The organism is Tropicimonas sp. S265A (genome assembly GCF_049800835.1).
In the GTDB taxonomy this organism is placed as follows: domain Bacteria; phylum Pseudomonadota; class Alphaproteobacteria; order Rhodobacterales; family Rhodobacteraceae; genus Dinoroseobacter.
The window spans coordinates 52,201-74,105 of record NZ_JBNAFU010000004.1 but is presented as its reverse complement, the minus strand read 5'-3'; the positions used below and the strand labels follow the sequence as shown (position 1 = coordinate 74,105).

Here is a 21,905-nt window from a genome sequence, read left to right as displayed (position 1 = left end):
CTCCGCCACCAAAAAACTGCGCGACCCGGTTCCGGGTCGCGTCGCCGTCAGGGCTCTGCATGCGCCGCGGTGACGAAAGCTTGAGCAAGCTGACGCGCGGTCGCTTCGGTCCCAAGCTGTTTCGCATATGCCAGAGCCGCCCCATTCAGATCGTCTTCGTTGCAATATCTGTATTCAACCAACAGGGATGCATCGAACTGATAAAAGAAATGGATATTGGCCACCGATTTGTCGTTCACAAACGGAACAGTGACGTGAAGCCGGTTCCAGTTATACGGGGAGTGTGGCTTTTCATCGCGACTGCCAACCGTGAAATGAGGAACGGGCGGTTTGCTATCGCCGTCTTTATACCAAACGTAGAGTTCGTTGTGGATGCTGCTCTTGGTTGTGTAGGCGCCGGCTTGATCAACAGGCGCCGTGATATTGACCGTCTCGGCAATCTCGCTGCGACGCATTGCTGGACCCTCCCTTATGTCTACGACACCCCAAGCTTGCACGAGGCTGGCGCACACTGCAAAGCTTTATGAGTGCAGCGGCCGGGACGCAGAGCGCACGGCTTCGACTTGGGAGGGGTCTTGTGCCTGCGGCAACCGGACCGCGACGCTGAGACATCTACGATAGGGGCTGGCGACAGCACTGGGTTGTGCGCACGACGATCATCCGGCTCTTCAGAGTTCTGCCCCGGTCAGCGCCGCATCAGACGTCCGCTGGTTTCGCAGTGCTGGGTTTGTCCGCCGCAAGCGTCGATTTCGAAGCGTCCGGATCCTGCATGCGGCGCTCAAGCTTTGCTTTGCTCACGAGACTGAACACGATCACGCCCAGCACTGTGATGAGAAAAAGAACCGGTACGAAAAACCACACATCCATCTTCCTATTCCTTTCAAATTGCTCAGTCCGATCAACGATCCTGCATAGACTTTGTTCCGTGCGGGCCTTGACCCTGCGTTTGATCCGGGCAAAGCCCGCGCCATGACGACGCCCGAGCCCCCTACCCTGCGCCACTGGTTTATGATCGCCACCCTCGGCCTGGTTTGGGGCGCAACCTTCATGTTCATAGAGATCGCGTTGGGAGGCCTTCCGCCCTTCTGGCTCGCCGCGTGGCGCCTGACACTTGGGGCGGCGCTGATGCTGGTGATCTGGCGCATCATGGGTGGTCGCTACCGCATCGGCACCGACCCGAGGGCGCGCTGGCCCTACGTTCTGATCTGCGGGGTCATAAGCACGGTTGTGCCCTTCACGCTTTTGTCCTGGGGCCAGCTGCACGTCGTGTCCAGTTTTGCCGGGGTGTCGATGGCGACCATCCCGCTGATGGTACTGCCGCTTGCGCATTTCTTCGTGCCCGGTGATCAGTTGACCAGGCGCAAATCCCTTGGGTTCGGCCTCGGGTTTGCGGGCACGCTTCTTTTGATCGGCCCGCAGGCGGTGGCAAGCAGCGGTTCGGATCTTGAGAACTGGGGGCGGCTGGCCTGTTTCGGGGCTGCCGCGTGCTATGCGATCAGTTCGATCATCCTGCGCAACTGCCCGCCGATAGACCCGATCGCGATGGCGACGTTGCTGCTGGCGGTCGGGGCAGTGATCGGCGTGCCGCTGGCTTGGGCGATGGAAGGGCCGCCCACACTCCCTGCGACGGAGCCTTTGGTAGCGCTGCTTATCCTCGCCTTCATTCCAACCGCGGCGGCCAACTACCTGCGCGTTCTCGTGGTGCGCAGTGCCGGACCGACGTTCATGACACTCACGAACTTTCAGGTACCGCTCTGGTCACTGGCGTTTGGCGCGCTGATCCTTGGCGAGCCTTTGCCCAAGACACTTCTCGTTGCGCTGGTGCTGATCCTGTCAGGCCTGACCCTCAGTCAGTGGAGCAGCCTGCGGCGCCTGTTCGGCGCCCGCATGTAGCTGTGTCGCACGCGCACGGTCACTCATCCTGTTTCTCGATCGGCTTCACCACCGTACCCGGCAGCACGATCGTGCCGTTCTTCATCAGCATGAAAACGCACACGGCCAAAAGCGCAAACAGGATCAGGATCACAAGAAAATACATCGGGTGCTTCCTCCAAGCGTGGTTTCTGACAGAGCGCGACGTCAGCCTGTCGCCTCTCGGCGCCAAGGCTTGCAGGTTTGGAGAGTCGTCGCAAATGGCGCAGCGCGCCTTGCTGCAAAACACGAACTAGCCGTCGACCCACGCCCGTTTTTTGAGCAGTCCAAAGGTCAGGCGGCGGCTTCGACCGCGCGAACAACGTCGTCGACAACCTGCGATAAAAGCGCGGCGTCCTCACATTCGGCCATGACGCGCACCAACGGTTCCGTCCCGGACTTTCGGATCAGAAGGCGGCCCTTTCCGGTCAGCGCGGCTTCGGCATCGGCCACCGCTCGCTGAACGGACGCCGCGTCGAGCGGTGTTGCCCCCGCCGCAAAGCGCACGTTTTTCAAAAGCTGCGGCACAGTCTCGAACGATCGGACCAGCTCCGATGCCCGGGCTTGTCGTCGCACCATTTCGGCCAGAAACTGCAACGCCGCCATAAGGCCGTCTCCGGTGGTGCCGTAATCCGTCATCACGATATGTCCCGATTGCTCCCCGCCGAGGTTCCACCCCCCCTGCCGCATCGCCTCCACAACATATCTGTCGCCAACCGGGGTGCGCACCAGCTTCAAACCCTCGCCCTGAAGAAACCGCTCCAGCCCGAGGTTCGACATCACCGTCGCAACGAGCGTTCCATCCAGCAAGCGGCCCTCGGAAGCCCACCGCGCTGCAAAGAGCGCCATGATCTGATCGCCATCCGCGATCTGTCCCGTCTCGTCCAGGATGATGACGCGGTCTGCATCCCCGTCGAGGCAAATCCCCATGTCCGCGCCGTGCGCCACAACAGCCTCCGCCGCGCTGCGCGGGGCGGTTGAGCCACAGTCCAGATTGATATTTCGGCCGTTCGGGCCGACACCTATCGGGATGACTTCGGCCCCCAACTCCCACAGAACGGCAGGCGCGACCTTGTAGGCCGCTCCGTTGGCGCAATCGACGACGACCTTGACCCCGTCGAGGCGCAAGTCCTCCGGAAAGGCCCTTTTGGCACGTTCTATATAGCGCCCCTGACCGTCATCGATACGCTTGGCGCGGCCGATATTCTCAGCTTTCGCGGGGGTGATGTCACCTGCGATGATGCTTTCGATCTCTTCCTCCGCCTCATCCGACAGCTTGTAGCCATCAGGCCCGAAGAACTTGATCCCGTTGTCGTCCGCCGGGTTATGACTGGCTGAAATCATCACGCCGACATCCGCGCGCATCGATTGTGTCAGCAGCGCCACCGCTGGGGTCGGAATTGGCCCCAGCAACAGTACGTTCATGCCCGTGGAGGTGAAACCCGCCGTCAGCGCGTTTTCGAACATGTAGCCCGATTGCCGCGTGTCCTTGCCGATCACGACACGGTGCCCGGAGGAGCCGTCCCTGCGAAAGTACCGTCCTGCTGCTGCCCCGAGCCGCAGCGCCAGATCAGCGGTCATTGGATGGGCATTCGCCGTTCCACGCACACCATCGGTGCCAAACATCGTGCGGCTCATGGCCCCTCCCTCCTCGTTAGATGGCCCCAAACCGTCAGAGCCTGCCGGGTTTCTTCTACATCATGGACCCGCAGAACCTGAACCCCTTGCGCTACCCCATGCAAGGCGACAGCGAGGGACCCGGGCAAGCGCTCAGCCGCGACCTGCGCGCCGGTCAGGGCGCCTATGAAGCTCTTGCGCGACGCCCCGAGCAGGATACCGCATCCGAGTCCGTGGAAAACACCGAGCGCGCGCAAAAGCTCGAGATTATGCGAAACCGTCTTGCCAAACCCGATGCCAACGTCGACCAGTACCCGGTTTCGCGGCATCCCCTGCGCCTCCATCGAGGACAGCTTGTTCTCAAGATAGTCATAAACATCCAGGACAGCATTCTGGTACTTGGGCGCGATCTGCATGGTATCCGGATTGCCCTGTGCATGCATGAGACATGCGGGCGCGCCGGTTTCCACGGCGAGACGCGACATCTCAGGATCATGGCTGAACGCAGAGACATCGTTGATCAGGTCCGCGCCCGCATCCAGCGCTGCACGCGCAACCGCAGCCTTGCGCGTGTCGATGGACAGCGGCGTTGTAAAACCCTCAGCACGCAGCCGGGCGATCAGGGGCACCGTGCGCGCGACCTCCTGATCGGGTGGGACTTCCTGTGCACCCGGGCGCGTGGACTCACCTCCGATGTCCAGAATGTCCGCGCCTTGCTCCAGCATATCCCGGGCATGCGCAAACCCTGCCTCCGCATCGTCGAAAAGCCCGCCGTCGGAGAAGCTGTCAGGTGTTGCGTTCAGAATTCCCATGATCCGAGGTTGATCGAGCGACAGCCCGGCAACAGGCGATCTGGGCGCGGTCAACCGGTCAAGGGCTGCGTGCCCGATTTCGGTGGCGCACTGGCGCTCCGGCGACTTGCCGCGGGAATAGCATATCACATCCGTGAACCGCACCCATCCACCCGCCAGCAGGTGGATGCCGTCCGGGTCCGGGACCGGGCCAAAGTAACGCGTGCTCATGACAACGGGTGAATCAGGAAATCATGCGGACGGCAAGGGGCGCACGCCCGCATCGTCCCACTCCAGCAATTCGATCGCGTCAAGCCGCTCGCCCAGCCAGCGCATCAAGGCGCGCGGATGCTCGGGCGCGGGCGTGGGGCCGTCCGCGGCATCCAACACCAGTTTCGACGGTGCCCAAACCGTGGTCTGACCTTGTCGCAGCGCCCAATCAATCTCGGCGCGTGTGGCCACAACCACGCAACGCGGGTCGCGCCCGGCGAGAACCCACGCATTCTGTTCAATCGACAACAGATCAATGCGGCGCTGTGCCCCGCGCACCGCCGAGTGCGGCGAGGGACGAGGCACCGGTCCCACGCACAGGATCAGGGGCTCGTCCAGCGCCTCCCACGCGTCCAGATACTCCGACAACTTGTGATCGTGAAGCGCGCTTTCGTGCAGGAAGACCAGGCGCGGGCGCGGTTCAGGTTCAAGTGGCGCAAGGCGAATTGCTTCGGCCTCGCGCACGATCTCGACGCCCAAGGCATACGGGCCGCGGTCCAGCTTCTCTATGCGGATAAACGCGCGCGCCGCCCTCGGATCCGCGAGGATACGTTCGGCGATACGCTCGGCCAGCGTCTCCAGAAGGTTGAGCCGCTCTTCCGCAAGGGCCGCATCGATCGCATCGGCGATCGTGTCATAGCTCAGGACCTTGTCGACATCGTCCGCCAGCGTTTCCGCTGCGGTGCGCACCTCGACCACGATATTGAAACGGATGGACTGGGTAGTGCCCCGCTCTGCCTGATAGGCCCCGATCTCGACCTCGCGGACATGATCTCGCAGCGAAATGCGGTCCCGTTCAGACATGGCTGCCGCGCGCTTTTCCGGATGCGCGAACGCCAGCAGTATTTCAGATGACATCGGTTGAGCCCATGCAAAGCCTGATCATGCAGGCGTCAAGGTCAGGCTAGCATTCAGTTGCAGGGGGGTCCTGCTCTAAAACCGGCATGTACCGCGACACAAGCGCCTCAGCGCGATGCGGTACGGCCCGGGTAGAACTGCCGATAGAACCTGTGCACCCCGATTTGTGCGGTCCGGATATACTTGCTGGCCCAACGGGGGTTTACGGCCGTGGTATGATAGTGCGTGGCGCCATCGGTCAGCGGGCGCTCCTGCGCGCCGAGGCTGAGTTCGGCGATCTTACCCACCCGTTCCCATGCCGCAGGTTCAGAGATGCGTTCCGGCAGCCCATCGCACGTATACGTGAACTGACAGGCATATTTGCGCCCCGTGCCCTGATTGATCACGCCGCAAACACTGTCAGGGTACCGGTCACTTTCCACTCGGTTCAGGATCACTTCGGCAACGGCGAACTGGCCCTTGATGCTTTCGCCGCGCGCCTCGAAGTAGAGAGCTTCGGACAAGCATTGCCACGCTGCGCCACCAGAAGATTCGGGCAGTCCGTCAATGAAATCGCGGCTGTACATGCGCGCACTCGGTTGTGGCGAAGTCTTGACCGGCTTGGAGAGGCGCTTCAGACGTGTCGCGGACAGGGATGACAACGCCCCTTGTTCCGTGCCCAGCAGACCTCGCAATTCCAGATCCATGACAGCCGTCGCATTCGAAGATGTCGAAACGGTCACGTCGGACATGGCAGGTCCGGCCAAAACAATTGCAGCGCCAAAACACAGCGCTTTGAAGGATCCTTTGACAGTCACCTTGTAGCCCCCTTAGGTAACGACAGCGAAGACTCGATTTCGCAGTCGCAGCATTTTACTTCGCAAACGCAGAAACTCTACGTTCACCGGGTGCTGATTAAGAGAACTGTAACCCTACGTCCACCCCCGTGGCAGGTTGGCAACAGTTTGTTTCAACTCAGGCAATTTGAAGGCAGCTAGCTGCCAGACCGCAAGACGCGCCCCAAAATATTGAAACGGCGCGGTTTTTTCTCCATCGGGACATCGGTCAGGGCCAGATGGGCTGCGGCCATACGCGCAACAGGCACCCGAAATGGCGAACAGGAAACGTACGTGAACCTTGCTTTTCGGCAAAAGTCTATCGAATCGGGATCACCGCCGTGCTCTCCACAGATTGACAAGGTCAAGTCAGATCGCGTTGCGCGCCCACGATCCGCGGCAATATTCAGAAGCTCGCCCACCCCGTCAGCATCCAGCGTATGAAACGGGTCTTCAGAGAAAACACCCTGCTGCACATACGACCCCATGAACCGGCCCGCATCGTCGCGGCTCAGACCATAGGTCATCTGGGTCAGGTCATTGGTCCCGAAAGACAGGAAATCCGTGATCTCGGCAATCTCGCCCGCTTTCAACGCGGCGCGCGGCGTTTCCACCATCACGCCCAACCGGTAATTGAAGCGCACGCCGCGTTCGGTGCGGACCGCGGCCGCCACGGCATCGATATTGGATTTGATCAGCTCCACCTCGCGCCGGGCCGAGACCAGCGGCAACATGATCTCGGGGGTGATGATGGCTCCGCGCAAACTGGCATCCAGGGTCGCCTCGAAAATCGCGCGCGCCTGCATGTCGTAGATCTCCGGCATTGCAATGCCGAGCCGCACGCCCCGCATCCCGAGCATGGGGTTGTATTCGCTCAGCGCTTCAATGCGCTGCGATACCGTGGAAACTGACAAATCGAGCGCCTCGGCAAGGCCAAACACCCCTTCGCGCGAGGTCGGCAGGAACTCGTGCAGTGGTGGGTCAAACAGCCGGATGCAGACGGGCTTGCCGCGCATGATCTCGAACAGGGATCCGAAATCCGCGCGTTGCATCGGCAGCAAGCGTTCAAGCGCGGCCGCGCGAGCCTCTGCGGTTTCGGCAAAGATCATCTCATGCATCACGGTCAGACGATCTTCGTCAAAGAACATATGCTCGGTGCGGCACAAACCGATCCCGTCCGCATCAAAACGCCGTGCGACTTCGGCATCGGCGGGCGTGTCCGCATTGACCCGTATGCCGATATCGCGGGCTTGGTCTGCCCAGGCCATCAGGGTCCGGAACGAGCCGTCCAGCGAGGGTTCGATCAAAGGCACCTCGCCAGCGAGGCACTCCCCGGCAGTGCCGTCCAGCGTTACCGTATCGCCCGCTGCGAAAACGCGCCCTCCGGGCAGGGTCATTTGCTTGGCCTTCACATCGATCGCCGCGCCACTGGTACCAACGATGCACGGTTTTCCAAGGCCCCGTGCGATCACCGCAGCGTGGCTGGTCATCCCACCTTTCTGGGTCATGACCGCCGCGGCTGCGTGCATCCCGCGAATGTCCTCCGGCGCGGTTTCCGGGCGCACAAGAATACACGGTGTATCCTGTGCCGCGGCCGCCTGTGCCGCAGCGGCAGAGAAAACCAGAACACCGGTCGCAGCCCCCGGGCTGGCCGCCATACCGCGCGCGATCACGTCGCGTGGCGCGGCCATGTCCACCTGACGGTGCAAGAGCTCTGGCAAAGCGCGCGGTTCGATCCGCAGCAGGGCATCCTCTTTGGTGATCACGCCGCTTTCCGCAAGGCTGACCGCAATCCGAACAGCAGCGCGCGGTGCCCTTGGCACCTTGACGGCATCGAGAACACTCAGTTTTCCGGCATCGAGCGCGAATTCGATCTGCATCTCTTCGCGCAGACCAGTGCGAAGGATATCGGACAGGGCTTGCAACTCAGCGAAGCCTTCGGGACAAACCTCTTCGAGCGACAAACCGCGCGTGTCCCGTTCAAGGTATAGCGCCTGCGCTGGCTTGGCGAGCGCCTCACGCCCCTGACTTTGGCTCAGATAGCGCCCGGTGATCTGCGGATGGCCAGTCTCGGAGCTCACGAACTGGATCACTCCGGACCCGGATTCCGGCGCGCCCAGGCCGAGCGCCATCCGTTGGACCACCAATCCAAGCCCTGCATCAACAGGCGCACCGCGCGACTGCCGCAACAGCCGCGCCGAGGGCCCCTCCCATGCGCGCGCCATCGACCTGAGCACGGTTGCCAACTGTTCGGCAGGGTCCTGGGGAAACGGTTCGTCCATTTCCTCCTGATAGATGTCCAATGCGCTCAGCAATCCTTCGCGCGAGTTGTCGACATCATCGAAAAGCTCCGGGTCAAGCCGGGCTACATCAACCGCAAACGACACGATGAAACGCAGATAAATCGACCGCGCAGCTTCCGACCCGATGGCTTCGGACAGGGAAACAAGCAGTGCATCGTTCATGCCGACATCCAGCACGGTCGATGGCCCGCCCCATTCCTGATACTCCGGGCTCGGACGGACCGACACCAGAGGATCGGCGCCAAACCCCGCAAGCAGCTCTGTCAGGTCAAAAGCCGTTCCGTTTGCGATCTTGTGGACGACGTCAAAGCCCAGAGCCACCGTATGCGGTACCGGCATATCAAGCCGGATCAGACGCTGGATGCACTTGGCACGCTGACCATGCGCCGCGCCGGACAGGGCGGCGGTCTTTGTCACAATGGTAAATGGCGCCTTTTTCTGCACCGCAGCGTACTCCTCGGCGACACGATAGCCAGCTTGCGAGCATTTGCAACTGTGACGGTTGATCCGTGCTAGCCGGAGATCTGGGTCAGATCAGCGACCTGAAGACAAACGGTGCGAATGCGGCTCAGCAGGTTCAGCCGGTTGCGGCGCAAGACCTGATTGTCGGAGTTCACCTGTACCGCCTCGAAAAACGCATCGACTTGCGGCCGGAGCCCGGCCATCGCAGCCATCGCGGTGCCGAAGTCTTCTGCCTTGAGCGCGGGCTGGATGGTGGCATCCGCCGCATCGAGCGCTTCGAACAGCGCCTTTTCCGCCGGGTCTTCGGCAAACTTGATGTCTGCGCCGTACGAATACTCGACCCCGTCCGCCTCTTCGGCTTGCGACAGGATGTTGTTCGCCCGCTTGAAGCCCTGCAACAGGTTCTCCCCGTTTTCGGTCTTGAGCGTCTGCGCCAGCGCCTCCGCCCGGTTCACCAGCAACCGAAGGTCGTCGTTGCCGTCCATGGCAAGGCAGGCGTCGATCACGTCATGGGGGATGTCCCGGTCGCGAAGGTAGACCTTCAGCCGGTCATGGAAAAAGGCAAGCAAATCGATGGACTTGTCGGGCACCTGGTCTTCGAGGCTGAGAAAACCGTCCGAGGGCGACCCCGTACGCGCATCGCGGACAGCGCGAAACGCAGCGCCAAAAACGCCATGATTGGCAATCTCCCGCAGCAGGTCCTCGACCTCTTCTTCCGCGATGGGATTGACCAGACTGGCCTTCTGGCGCACGAGCTGCGCATCAAACAACGGATCGAGTGGCAAGCGCAGGTCGTTCTCAAGCACGATCCGGATCACCCCAAGGGCGGCCCGACGCAGCGCGTAGGGGTCCTTGGAGCCGGTAGGCTTTTCATCAATCGCCCAGAAACCAGTCAATGTATCCAGCTTGTCTGCCAGCGCGACAGCCACCGAAAGTGGCGCCGTCGGCACATCGTCGGTCGGCCCGAGAGGGGCATAGTGGTCACGCGCAACGTCCGCCACTTCCTGCGGATGCCCGGCCTCGGCGATGTAATAGCGGCCCATCACCCCCTGAAGCTCCGGGAATTCATAGACCATTTCGGAACTCAGATCGGCCTTTGCCAGTTCCGCCGCCAACGCGGACTGATCCGGGTCGGTCCCGATTTGATCCGCAATGCCCCGCGCCAGCGCTGCGATACGGTCTATCCGCGCGGCCTGCGAGCCCAATTCCCGGTGAAACGTGACATTCGTCAGGCTGTCTCGCCACGGCTGCATACCAGCTTTCGCGATCCGGAGGTCGTTTTCCCAAAAGAACTTCGCATCCGCCAAACGCGCCGCCAGAACCTTCTGGTTGCCTGCCAGAATGGTGGCGCCGTGATCGGCCGTTTCCGTGTTCGCCACTGTCACAAATCGAACAATCTGTCCCGATTTGGCGTCTTTAACAGAGAAAAACTTTTGATGTTCCCGCATCGAGGTTTGCAGGACCTCCGGCGGCAGCGACAGGAAATCCTCCCCGATCTCGCCCATCAAGACAACCGGCCATTCGACCAGGCCAGCGACCTCTCGCAGCAACCCTGAGTCTTCGACCACCTCAAGCCCCTGCGCGAAGGCAGCGTTTTCAGCGTCGGCCCGGATGTGGTCGGCGCGGGCTTGCGGGTCAAGCACGACATGAGCACGTTTCAGCTTGGCCTCGTAGTCATCGAAACCTGTGACCTTGAGTGTGCCTTTCGACAGGAACCGATGGCCTTCGGTCACGTCCGATGCAGCGATCCCGTCTATACTCACGGGCACGACCTCCGCTCCTTCTTCGGTGCGAAGCAGGCAGAGAATTCGGTGCAACGGACGCACCCAGCGCAATGTCCCGCTGCCCCAGCGCATGGACTTGGGCCAAGGAAACGTCCGGACTGTTTCCTCCAGCACCTCGGCCACGATCTCTGCCGCGGGTCGCCAGGGACGTTCGATCACTGCAAACAGAACATCGCCTTTTTTTGTCTCGCGGCTCTCAAGCTGATCGCGGCTCAGGCCGGTTGCGCGCAAGAACCCGTCGATCGCCTTGTCGGGCGCATCGGCTCGCGGCCCCTTGCGCTCTTCGCGTACCGGTGCGGAAGCGGCCAACACATCCGAAACAACCAGCGTAAGACGCCGCGGGGTCGCAAAAGCCTTTGCCCCGGCATAGGTCAACCCGGCTTCCACCAACCCATTGGTGACCAGTTTTTGCAGATCGGCTGCTGCCTTGGCCTGCATCCGGGCGGGTATTTCCTCGGAGAAGAGTTCGATCAGAAGCTCGGGCATCGGTTAATCCGCGTATTTTTTATTGAGTTGGTGCCAGGCAAAGGCGCGCCCGTCGTCATAGACCGCAACGATCCGGTCGACGCCATCGGCAATTTCCGCCTCGCCCAGAAACGCGATCGCCTCCCCACTGGCCAGCGCCGCTCCGATGGACGGCGCGTCGAAGCAGTCAAACCAGCCCGGCGCGTTCAGGGGCACGGCATCATCGCGGATCACATAGCTTTCGGTCAGCAGCGCAAGGCTCTCGGTCGTCCGGAAACAGGCCCGGAACCGCAACGGGCTCGAGTCCCCGTCGATCGCCTGCACATTTGTGGTCAGCATCGCCTCCGGCGCGCTGGTCTCATCGAGCGGGGTCAGACGGATCGTGACTGCGTCTGCAGCGACCTCCTCGTAATAGGCAAACACCTGCGTGTAATAGACCACTGCGCCAAAGATCAGTGCAAACCCCACGATCAATCCTCCGACCAACTTGCCGCCGGTCATACAGGCTCAGGCGTCCAGCCCCCCGCCGGTGTTTGCACGAATGCGTCTGCGCAGGCCTTGGCCAGCGTCCGGACCCGGCCAATATAGGCCTGTCGTTCCGTGACGGAGATAACCCCGCGCGCGTCCAGCAGGTTGAAGATATGGCTCGCCTTGATGCACTGGTCATAGGCGGGATGCGCCATGACAATGCGCTTGCCAGTCTTGGAATCCACGGCCTCCTGCGCCAAAATCCGCGCGCACTCGGCCTCGGCCTCCTCAAAATGGCGCAACAGAACGTCCGTATCGGCCACATCGAAATTCCAGCGGCTGTATTCCTGTTCGGTCTGTTGGAATACATCGCCATAGCTGAGCGGGATCGGTGTTTGCGGGTCGTTGTAGGGCATGTCCATGACGTGATCGACGCCAAGCACATACATCGCAAGCCGTTCCAGCCCATAGGTGAGCTCGCCTGACACCGGCGTGCAATCATGGCCTCCAACCTGTTGGAAATAGGTGAACTGCGAGACCTCCATCCCGTCGCACCAAACCTCCCACCCGAGGCCCCAGGCACCCAGCGTCGGACTTTCCCAATCATCTTCGACAAACCGGATGTCATGCAACGATGCGTCGATCCCGATGGTCTCCAGCGAGCCGAGATAGAGCGACTGCAGATCAGGCGGGCTGGGTTTGATAATGACCTGATACTGATAATAGTGCTGCAAACGGTTCGGGTTCTCGCCATAACGGCCATCGGTGGGGCGTCTGGATGGCTGAACATACGCCGCAGCCCAGGGTCGATCCCCCAGTGCACGCAGGGTTGTGGCCGGATGAAACGTGCCCGCGCCGACTTCCATGTCGTAGGGTTGCAGCACTGCGCAGCCCTGGGCAGCCCAATAGGTCTGCAAGCGCAGGATGATTTCCTGAAACGAACGCGGGGTGTCCATGGCGGTGCCTTCCCTGAAGCCGCGTTCTCAATAGGCAACAGCCCGCGGGGGGTCAATTCCGCGCGCACCCTTTCGGCGTGCAAACCGGAGCCGTTTTGCTAGATTGCGCGACAACGACAGGCCGCGGGAGAGGCCGAGACACCGGAGCAGCTTATGAAACAGACCATTTTCGCGCTATGTGCGCTCGTTTTCCTCCTCATAACGCCCACCGCGCAGGCGCAGGAGCAGGTCTGGATTCAGGTCGAAGCTCTGCCGACTCTGTCGCAGGCCGAAGAGCGTGCGCGAGTCTACGCCTCAGCGTTCGAAAACGTGGTCGGCTTTCGCCTGAACTCCGGCTGGTATGCCATCGCGCTAGGGCCGCTCAGCCGGTTCGAGGCAGAACAGTCCCTGCGCAACTATCGCCTGTTGGGGGATGTGCCGCGTGACAGTTTTCTGGCTGATGGGCGTGGCTACGCACAACGCTTCTGGCCCGCTGGGACTCTGCCGCCTGCAACGGACCCCGTGGTCCCGACAGTCGAAGAAACGCCGCCCGCCCCGTCAGACGAAACGCCCCGTGAAGCACGTGCCAGCGAGCGCGCCCTGGACCGCCCGGCGCGCGAAGCTCTACAAGTCGCGCTGAAATGGTTCGGCTTCTACACCTCGACCATCGACGGAGCGTTCGGGCCCGGCACGCGGCGCGCGATGTCGGATTACCAAAGCGCCTTTGGGGATGATCCGACCGGAGTTCTGACAACTGCACAGCGTGCGCGCCTGCTGGAGGCCTATCGCGGCGATCTGTCAGCGTTGGGCATGGCACCAGTGACAAGTGCCGAGGCGGGTGTCTCTGTGGAAATGCCTCTTGGACTCGTGGCCTTTGACCGGTTCGAGCCGCCATTCGTGCATTACGAGGGCACGGGCGATGCCAAAGCCCTGCTGATCAGCCAGTCGGGCAATGCCGCGACCCTGCGCAGCCTCTACGAGACGATGCAAACGCTTGAGATCGTACCCCGCGAAGGGGCACGCAGCATCGGGCGTGACAGCTTCACGTTGGAAGGCGCGAACGATCGCATCGCCTCGTATACCTACGCCGCGCTGGACGACGGCGCAATAAAGGGGTTCACGCTGGTCTGGCCGCGCAGCGATGCACGGCTGATGTCGAAAGCCGCGCAATTGATGCGGGACAGTTTCGAAGTGACCGAAGGCGTTCTGGACCCCGCCCTTGCAGACCCGAGTGCCGAACAGCGGATCGACCTGCTTGCGGGGCTCGAAATCCGCAAGCCACTACGCACCCTGTCGGGGTTCTACGTGACCGACCGGGGGGATGTTCTGACCACTGATACATCTCTGCAGAGCTGCGGGCGCGTCACCATCGGCGAGACCGAGGCTAGGCTTCAGGTCGCCGACCCAGATCTGGGCATTGTGGTTCTGAGCCCTGCGGAACGCCTGGCGCCGATGTCGGTGGCCCGGTTCGCGCAAACACCGGGGCGTCTGCAATCACGGATCGCCATTGCAGGCTACCCTTATGCGGGCGTGTTGGACGCGGCCACGCTCAGCTTCGGGCAACTGGCCGATTTGCAAGGCCTCCAGGGTCAGGACACGGTGAGCCGTCTGGCAATCGAAGTTACCCCCGGTGATGTGGGCGGACCAGTTCTGGACAGCACCGGGCAAGTCCTTGGCATGCTTTTGGCACGCGAGGATGATGCTGCACGCCAACTTCCTGACGACGTGAATTTTGCCGCTGCTGCGGCCGTGCTTGCAGACCGGCTTGAAGCCGCGGGTGTGTCCGTAGGACGATCCGACGCGAGCCGCGAAAGCCTGGCTCCAGAGCGTCTTGCGCAACTGGCGTCCGGCATGACCGTACTTGTGTCCTGTTGGGAATAGGCGGAGGTCTGATCAGGCCTGCCAGAACCGACGGGTGAAAATCGCGAACACCACCATCAATTCCAGCCGTCCGATCAGCATCGCCGCGGCAAGGATCCACTTCGCCGTGTCGTTCACTTCGGCGAAATTGCCCGCGGGCCCGATCTGGTCGCCCAGCCCGGGACCAATATTGCCCAGGGCCGTCGCTGCGCCTGAGACAGACGTGATGAAATCGAGACCGGTCATGGCGAGCAGGATCGACAGGATCCCGAGCGAGACCGTGAACATCACGAAAAACGCCATCACCGACGACAAGACGTCTTCGGACACGGGGCGTCCGCCAAACCGGGGAGAAAACAACCCGTGCGGGCTGCGGATACGCCGGATCTGCGACAGGATAGAAGCGATCAGAAGTTGATAGCGGAAGACCTTGATGGAACAGGAAGTGGACCCGGCGCAGCCACCGATCAGGCCTGCGAAGAACAACACCACCACCGGGAAAGCCCCCCAGAGCATGTAGTCGTCGCTGGCATATCCGGTACCGGTCAGGATGGACACGCTATTGAAGAGAGACTTGCGAAATGCCGGCTCGCTTGGCGTGTCGATGGCAAACATCTTCCATAATGCGACCAGCGCGACAACCACCGCGACTGTGCCGAAAAATGCCCGTATCTGGGGATCCATCAGCATCGGTTTCGCGCTGCCGCCGACAAGTTGGACGAACCGCACGAACGGCAGGGCGGCCATAAGCATGAACACCACCGCCGCGTATTCAATCGCGCCGGAGTAGTCGCTGAAACTGGCGTCCGTGTTGGCGAACCCCCCTGTGGCAACCGTGGTCATGGCGTGCACTGTCGCGTCGAAAGGCGTCATCCCCAGGATCAGGTAGACCAGCGCACAAGTCCCGGTAAGACTGAGATATATAACCGATATGCGCGATGCGATTTCCGTTGCGCGCGGCAGGATTTTTCCGAACGTATCGAACCCCTCGGAACGAAAGATCTGCATGCCACCGATGCGCAGTTCCGGCAGGAACACCATGGCCACAACGATAATGCCGATCCCGCCGAACCATTGCATGAGCCCGCGCCAGAGCAACAGCCCCGGTGGCAGATTCTCAAGGCCGCTGAAGACGGTCGATCCAGTTGTGGTCAGGCCGGACATCGCCTCGAAAAACGCATCAACATATCGCGCTTCAGTCGCGCCGAAAACGAAAGGCAGAGCCGCAAAGACCGGAAGCGTGAGCCAGACCCCCGTGGTCAGCAAAAACGTCTGCTGAATGCTCAGGCGTTCGCGCTCGGCGTTGGCGCAGGCCACAGCGGTCAGCCCGCCGGTCAGGCCCGTGACCGCACCAGCCTCCAGAAAGACCTGCCAGTGATCATTCCCCGCGAGGAAATCAAACAGCATCGGCACCGACATGGAGGCCCCCAAGGCAGCCACCAGCAGGCCAATGACATATCCAACTGGACGCAGATCAAACATCGCGATCAGGCTTGGGCTGTGTCTTGGATGCTGTCAACGGCACAATCGCTGCGCGTGGCTCAGGTCTTTGTGCGAAAAAGCTGCCCATGCGCGCCCTTGTCCTTGCGCAGATCAGATCGTTTTTCAGCGTGAAGAGCACGACCAGCGATAACCCCCGGACGCGCACCACACTCCGCAAGCCAACGTTTCATGTGCGGTTTGTCATCCAGGGTCTGCTGCTGGCCCTCCCACAAGGACGCCCAGGGCCAGACCGCCATATCCGCGATGGAGAAGACATCGCCTGCCACGTATTCTGACCGCGCCAGTTGGCGGTCCAGCACACCGTAAAGGCGCGCGACCTCTGCCCGGTAGCGGTCCTTGGCATAGGGCAGTCCCATTTCCTCGAGTGCGATGGAGACTTCCCATCCGTTCGGTGTGGGCCAGAAAAAGAAGTCAATCGCGTCAGACATGGGACCTCCGCAGCGCGGTCAGGCCCTGAAAGTCCATGTCCTTCTCGAGCAGGGCAAGCCTTAATCGGCCAGAACGCTGCCATCTGCCATACGACTACGGGCAAAGGTTTGGAATACCGGAACATCCTTGCCGGACAGAAGGTCGGCGTAGAACTCCATCAACCCCCCGCGCAGATAGGCGCTCCAATGGCAAACTCGGGCCTTGCGAGGCGCCACACGGTGACCCAAGGCCGCCAGCTGTGCAAGCTCCCCGTCCGTCCCCAGGCTCAGCGAGATCCAGTTCGGTGCATCAGGTGCGCGCTGGCCCAAGGCAGTCCCGGTTTCCTTGTGGCGGAGGGAACGGACCAAGAGAGCATCGAAAAGCCAATTCTCCAACGGGCTGATCTGCAAGATCTCCGTCGCCTGCGCGGCCGGATTGCGCAGAGCACGCTGCGCAGGGGCAGTGAACTCCGCCGGGGCCAGCAGGATAGCTTGCTTGACCACGGGTCTTTTCAGCGAACGCAAGCAGCTCAAGGCAACACGCGCGCCCAAGGAATGGGCCATCAGTTTTATCGGATGCCCGGGCATGAGGGCAGCCACTGCATTCAGCAAATCCGCCAACGCAGTACCGACTTGCGCGGCGTGATCATAGGCATCCGCCAGTTTGCAGCGCGCAGACCAACCAACCGCAAGGCACAGCCCGGGATCATCAGGCTGATCCAGAAAGCCCAATGCCTCCAACCACGACATTTGGCGTCTCGGCAAGCCGGGTTCGGGTTGAACGGCGTACAGGCTGGTGTGTGGATTGGCGTTCTGCCGGGCCGGATCGTACCGGTAGCCGTGCAAAAGCACCACGATCGGTGCTCCGGGCCTGATCTCCCGTGCGGCATCACCCAGTGCAGTCATAAGGCCGGAAGATGTCTCGTGTGCCGGCTGAAACGTGCCGTCGCGATGTGTAAGGTTAATCACGCCCATATGACAGAACCTCGCTGCCTAGCCCCCCTACATCTTGGGGTCAGTCGGTACAGACACACTACGAAGCTGAGATGAAGCTTTTGTTAGAGCTGCGTGACGGTGGTTGACCACAACACGCAACACCCCTACGAACTCCGGCATGTGGTGATTTGTTACCGGATTGCAGGCCACGTAAAACAAGCTGCTAAAGAGGTCGCGGTGTATCACCGTCGGTCTCGCCCGGTTACGCAGACGACGGAGACCCGACATGACCGACTGGAAACCCCGCACCAAACTCGTCCATTCCGGCACGCGCCGAAGCCAGTATGGCGAAGTATCGGAGTCGATTTTTCTGACACAGGGCTTTGTCTACGACACCGCTGAAGCCGCCGAAGCCCGTTTCATCGAAACCGGACCGGACGAGTTCATCTACGCCCGCTACGGGAATCCGACCGTGCGCATGTTCGAAGACAGGATCGCAGCGCTTGAAGGAACCGAGGATGCGTTTGCGACGGCCTCAGGCATGGCGGCTGTAAACGGCACACTGGCCGCCATGCTGCAAGCGGGCGACCATGTCGTTTCGGCGCGCGCCCTTTTCGGATCGTGCCTGTATATTCTGGAGAACATTTTGACCCGCTACGGGGTTGAAGTCACCTTTGTGGACGGCACCGACAACGACGCCTGGGCAGCAGCGATCCGGCCAGACACCAAGGCCGTTTTCCTCGAAACAGTATCGAACCCGACGCTCGAAGTGATCGATCTGAGGGCCGTATCCGACATGGCGCACAAGGTCGGTGCGACTGTCATCGTCGACAATGTGTTTGCCACGCCGGTCTTTTCGCGCTCCATTGAATTGGGCGCAGATGTAATCATCTACTCCGCGACCAAGCATATCGACGGACAGGGACGCTGCCTTGGCGGTGTGATTTGCGGCACGAAGGACTTTGTGCGCAACACCGCAGAACCGTACCTGAAACATACGGGCGGCTCGTTGAGCCCGTTCAACGCGTGGGTAATGCTAAAGGGTCTTGAAACGATGGACCTTCGCGTACGCGCTCAGGCGGAAACCGCTCTCGCATTGGCCGAGGCGGTTGAGGGGCACCCGGCGCTTGCAAAGGTGCTCTATCCGCACCTGCCTTCGCATCCTCAACACGCTGTTGCCATCGACCAGATGGGCTCCGGCGGCACTGTCATGTCGCTCGATCTGTCTGGGGGCAAAGCAGCGGCCTTCGCCTTTCTCAACGCGCTGGAGATTGTCACTATCTCAAACAACCTGGGCGATGCGAAATCCATTGCCACACATCCGGCAACCACGACCCATCAACGGTTGACCGACGCACAACGGGCGGACTTGGGCATAACTGATGGCATGGTGCGTCTTTCGGTCGGGCTTGAGGACACGGGCGATTTGCTGGCCGATGTGCGCCGTGGACTTGCAGCTGCCACGGCAGTGTAGAGACGCAATATCCGTCAGACAACAGGTTGAAATGTGGTGTAAACTTTAATTTACACCTCTTTTCGTCGCGGCTAAAACCTCTATCTTACAAATACTTATAATAAAGGCGCTGGACGTTGTGCGCCACGCCTCCATATGTTGGAGGCTTCGAATTTCTGGGATGCGAAAGGGCTGCCCATATGAACATTCACACGCCGGATATCGACAAACTGCCAAACCGCGATGAGGTTGAGCGCGCACTTGCGCTGGTCCGCAGCTGGGCGGGGACCGCAACAGCGGCAGAGATCGAGACGCTGGATCCGGCCATCTCTCGCCTCTTGCCGGATGCGCCCGAAACGTATCCGGCACTTGCGCGCGCGTATCCGGAAGAGTTCACGGTGGACGAGGCGTACAAGGACTCCCTGCCGGACCTTCAGAATGGGCCTTCGAGCCTGATCCGTGGCGCGCGGGCACAGATACAGCATGTTGGCATCTCGAACTTTCGGCTACCGATCCGGTTCCACACCCGAGACAACGGCGACCTGACGCTTGAAACCTCCGTGACTGGCTCGGTCAGCCTCGAGGCGGAAAAGAAGGGCATCAACATGTCGCGCATCATGCGCACCTTCTACAAGCATGCCGAACAAACCTTCAGTTTCGAAGTCATTGAGCGTGCGCTCGATGCCTACAAGACCGACCTTGAAAGCTTTGACGCGCGCATCCAGATGCGGTTTTCTTTCCCAATGAGGGTCGAAAGCCTGCGGTCGGGGCTGTCGGGATATCAATACTACGACATCGCGCTAGAGGTTGCCGATCAGGACGGCGTGCGCAAACGCTTCATGCACCTTGATTACGTGTATTCCTCAACCTGCCCATGCTCGCTTGAGCTGTCTGAGCATGCCCGTCAATACCGCGGTCAGTTGGCCACCCCGCACTCGCAACGCTCTGTTGCCCGCATTTCGGTCGAACTGACGTGCGAGGCAGATGACTGCCTGTGGTTCGAGGACCTCGTGGAACTGTGTCGCGACGCGATCCCGACCGAAACGCAAGTGATGGTCAAGCGCGAGGATGAACAGGCATTCGCCGAATTGAATGCCGCGAACCCAATCTTCGTCGAGGATGCGGCACGCAGCTTCTGCCAGGCACTTCAGGCTGACATGAGGATCGGGGATTTCCGGATCGTCGCCAGCCATCAGGAAAGCCTGCACAGTCACGACGCGATCAGCGTATTGACCGAAGGAACAAGCTTTGCCGCAGAGAGTCTGGATCCGCGCCTGTTTCAGACATTGTTCCACACCGGCTAGGAATGTTCCTCCGCCGCGGTTTCGGCCAAAGCGCGGTTATACGCCTTCAACGCGTCAACCTGAAACAGAGCCCCCCAAAGTCGCGGGGGCTCTTTTTCGGACCCGATACTGACAACCGGGATAAAATCCAGGTTCGTCCGCTCGAAAATCGGCATCGCCGCTTCCAGGTTGGAACTGGCATCCAGATACAGGCCGTCGCCGATCAAATCCCAACAGCGGTCATCGGGTGCAGCCTTGGGATGACCAACGGGTCGCATGATCTTGGCCACGCGCACCACCGACAGCAGATACGCCTGTGGACCCGCCGCGAGGTGGACATCCCGCCGCTCCAGCTGGGTTAGAAAGAACGATCGGTCCACGATCCGGCTGGCCAGCGCCGTAGACAGCGACACGGCCACCATGACTGCCAACCCTGTCTGCCAGTCACCGGTGAGTTCGAACACGATCAGCGTGGTGGAAATCGGGGCCCCGAGGACTGCGGCCGCAACAGCCCCCATACCGGCAAGCGCGTAAAGCAGTTCCGAGCCGGACACTTCAGGGAAGAAGCCCGTTGCGATAATCCCGAATGCCAGACCGGTCAGTGCCCCGAGCATCAGAGATGGCGAGAAGATGCCCCCCCCCATGCGACCCGCCATGGTGATCGCAACCGCGAGCACCTTGAGCGCAGCAAAGACGATCGCCTCGTGCAACAGAAGTCCGCCCGTCAACGCGTTTGAAGTTGTCTCGTATCCGACCCCGATGATGTGCGGATAGTAAACGGCGATCCCGCCCAGAAGTGCCCCGGCGATGCCCGGTCGCATCCAGCCTGGAATGGCGAATTTCTCCTGTAGGTAATTGCCGACATCGTCCGTCCAAAAGACCGATTTCATCAGAATAACCGCCACCAGACCGCTGACGAGACCGAGGATCAGAAAGGCAGGCAGTTCGACATAGAACGCAAGCGCACTGGTTACGGGAAGGGAGTATTCCGTTACATCCCCGAATTCGAGGCGGTTGATCACGGTGCCTGCTGCTGATGCGATCACGATGGGCGCAAACGCATGAACAGCGAAATGGCGCAAAACGACCTCGAGCGCGAACAGAGCGCCTGCAATCGGAGCATTGAACGACGCGGACACTGCCGCGGCGACGGCACATCCCAACAGATCCCGCCCCGTGATCCCATCCGCGTGGATGCGATCCGACACCCAGGAGGAAATCATCGCTGCGAGATGAACCACCGGACCCTCGCGCCCTGTGGACCCCCCGGTCGAGAGCGTGATCCAACTGGCCACGGCCGATGCGGCCCCTTCCTTGATCTCCACCCGGCCATCATGGAGCGCGGCGCCCTCTATCACATCTGCGACGGATCTTACGCGACCGTCGGGCGTAAACTTCTGCAGGATCAGACCGACAAGGAGCCCTCCGATAACCGGCACAAGAACCACCCACCACCAAGGCAGAGCATCCACGGCATCCACCAGGGCGCGCACGTCCTCATGCCCGTACATCAGGGTTTGCAGCGCTGAGATGGCCTTTCGGAAAATCAATGCCGTGAACCCGGCTGCAATTCCGATCACCAACGCAATAAACCAGAACTGGATCTGGCTCGGCCCCCGTCGGCGCACCGCCTGTACGGCCTGCCGTAAAGCAGTTCGGGCGCTTCCGATCTGTTCTGATAGAAATCTGCGTGTCGATTTGGCCATACGCGGCGGTGCTTTGATAACAGGAGCTGCCTGTCGCAGCCCTTTGAACAAAAAGACTAACCGTAGATCAGCTTATAA

General features: G+C 61.0%; 19 protein-coding genes and 1 riboswitch. Of the genes, 4 read left to right on the top strand and 15 right to left on the bottom strand.

What is annotated here, in order from left to right; all coding sequences use genetic code 11:
• Positions 1-47 precede the first annotated feature (47 nt).
• Entirely contained in the window at positions 48-455 is a 408-nt protein-coding gene (locus tag ACP15N_RS12050; protein ID WP_425092528.1) for a hypothetical protein, read from the bottom strand.
• 241 nt (positions 456-696) lie between these two features.
• A complete protein-coding gene (locus ACP15N_RS12045) occupies positions 697-867 on the bottom strand; it encodes a hypothetical protein (RefSeq protein WP_425092527.1) in 171 nt (56 codons plus the stop codon).
• A 102-nt stretch (positions 868-969) separates the two neighbouring features.
• Here ACP15N_RS12045 and ACP15N_RS12040 point away from each other — a divergent pair, with 102 nt between their 5' ends.
• Positions 970-1,893 carry a DMT family transporter gene (locus tag ACP15N_RS12040; protein WP_425092526.1) on the top strand — a complete coding sequence of 308 codons (924 nt, stop codon included), beginning with the start codon at positions 970-972 and terminating at the stop codon, positions 1,891-1,893.
• A 19-nt stretch (positions 1,894-1,912) separates the two neighbouring features.
• Here the strand turns inward: ACP15N_RS12040 and ACP15N_RS12035 are convergent, their stop codons facing one another.
• From ACP15N_RS12035 to ACP15N_RS11995, 9 genes are all read right to left on the bottom strand, one after another.
• Positions 1,913-2,038, bottom strand: a complete 126-nt coding sequence (locus ACP15N_RS12035) for a hypothetical protein (protein WP_425092525.1) — start codon at positions 2,036-2,038, stop codon at positions 1,913-1,915.
• Positions 2,039-2,205: 167 nt separating this feature from the next.
• A complete protein-coding gene (gene glmM, locus ACP15N_RS12030) occupies positions 2,206-3,549 on the bottom strand; it encodes a phosphoglucosamine mutase (RefSeq protein ID WP_425092524.1) in 1,344 nt (447 codons plus the stop codon).
• Complete coding sequence (gene folP, locus ACP15N_RS12025; protein ID WP_425092523.1) at positions 3,546-4,550, bottom strand: dihydropteroate synthase; 1,005 nt, start codon at positions 4,548-4,550, stop codon at positions 3,546-3,548. The genes glmM and folP overlap by 4 nt, the downstream gene beginning before the upstream one ends.
• Before the next feature lie 21 nt (positions 4,551-4,571).
• Positions 4,572-5,447 carry a dihydroneopterin aldolase gene (locus tag ACP15N_RS12020; RefSeq protein WP_425092522.1) on the bottom strand — a complete coding sequence of 292 codons (876 nt, stop codon included), beginning with the start codon at positions 5,445-5,447 and terminating at the stop codon, positions 4,572-4,574.
• A gap of 107 nt (positions 5,448-5,554) precedes the next feature.
• Positions 5,555-6,178 carry a cell wall hydrolase gene (locus ACP15N_RS12015; protein ID WP_425092521.1) on the bottom strand — a complete coding sequence of 208 codons (624 nt, stop codon included), beginning with the start codon at positions 6,176-6,178 and terminating at the stop codon, positions 5,555-5,557.
• A 242-nt stretch (positions 6,179-6,420) separates the two neighbouring features.
• Complete coding sequence (locus ACP15N_RS12010; RefSeq protein WP_425092520.1) at positions 6,421-9,009, bottom strand: putative PEP-binding protein; 2,589 nt, start codon at positions 9,007-9,009, stop codon at positions 6,421-6,423.
• Between the two features lie 68 nt (positions 9,010-9,077).
• Positions 9,078-11,297: a glycine--tRNA ligase subunit beta gene (gene glyS, locus ACP15N_RS12005; RefSeq protein WP_425092519.1), complete on the bottom strand. Its 2,220-nt coding sequence runs from the start codon at positions 11,295-11,297 to the stop codon at positions 9,078-9,080.
• Between the two features lie 3 nt (positions 11,298-11,300).
• Entirely contained in the window at positions 11,301-11,777 is a 477-nt protein-coding gene (locus ACP15N_RS12000; protein ID WP_425092518.1) for a DUF6446 family protein, read from the bottom strand.
• Positions 11,774-12,700, bottom strand: a complete 927-nt coding sequence (locus tag ACP15N_RS11995) for a glycine--tRNA ligase subunit alpha (protein ID WP_425092517.1) — start codon at positions 12,698-12,700, stop codon at positions 11,774-11,776. Before ACP15N_RS11995 ends, ACP15N_RS12000 begins: the two co-directional genes overlap by 4 nt.
• 153 nt (positions 12,701-12,853) lie before the next feature.
• On the opposite strand from ACP15N_RS11995, the gene ACP15N_RS11990 reads away from it, so the two are divergent.
• Entirely contained in the window at positions 12,854-14,560 is a 1,707-nt protein-coding gene (locus ACP15N_RS11990; protein WP_425092516.1) for a serine protease, read from the top strand.
• A gap of 12 nt (positions 14,561-14,572) precedes the next feature.
• Here ACP15N_RS11990 and ACP15N_RS11985 read toward each other — a convergent pair whose 3' ends face one another.
• Genes ACP15N_RS11985 through ACP15N_RS11975 form a run of 3 tightly spaced genes read right to left on the bottom strand, consistent with a single transcriptional unit; the run spans position 14,573 to position 17,355 of the window.
• A complete protein-coding gene (locus tag ACP15N_RS11985) occupies positions 14,573-16,021 on the bottom strand; it encodes a TrkH family potassium uptake protein (protein ID WP_425092515.1) in 1,449 nt (482 codons plus the stop codon).
• A gap of 59 nt (positions 16,022-16,080) precedes the next feature.
• Complete coding sequence (locus ACP15N_RS11980; protein WP_425092514.1) at positions 16,081-16,470, bottom strand: glutathione S-transferase C-terminal domain-containing protein; 390 nt, start codon at positions 16,468-16,470, stop codon at positions 16,081-16,083.
• A 60-nt stretch (positions 16,471-16,530) separates the two neighbouring features.
• A complete protein-coding gene (locus tag ACP15N_RS11975) occupies positions 16,531-17,355 on the bottom strand; it encodes a DUF726 domain-containing protein (RefSeq protein WP_425092513.1) in 825 nt (274 codons plus the stop codon).
• A 200-nt stretch (positions 17,356-17,555) separates the two neighbouring features.
• A riboswitch (SAM riboswitch) is annotated at positions 17,556-17,633 on the top strand.
• 38 nt (positions 17,634-17,671) lie between these two features.
• Between ACP15N_RS11975 and metZ the strand changes: the two genes are divergently transcribed.
• A complete protein-coding gene (gene metZ, locus ACP15N_RS11970; RefSeq protein WP_425092512.1) occupies positions 17,672-18,859 on the top strand; it encodes an O-succinylhomoserine sulfhydrylase in 1,188 nt (395 codons plus the stop codon).
• 179 nt (positions 18,860-19,038) lie between these two features.
• Positions 19,039-20,142: a GTP cyclohydrolase FolE2 gene (gene folE2 / locus ACP15N_RS11965; protein ID WP_425092511.1), complete on the top strand. Its 1,104-nt coding sequence runs from the start codon at positions 19,039-19,041 to the stop codon at positions 20,140-20,142.
• On the opposite strand, the gene ACP15N_RS11960 is transcribed toward folE2, so the two are convergent.
• Complete coding sequence (locus ACP15N_RS11960; RefSeq protein WP_425092510.1) at positions 20,139-21,827, bottom strand: chloride channel protein; 1,689 nt, start codon at positions 21,825-21,827, stop codon at positions 20,139-20,141. The genes folE2 and ACP15N_RS11960 overlap by 4 nt on opposite strands.
• Positions 21,828-21,905 lie beyond the last annotated feature (78 nt).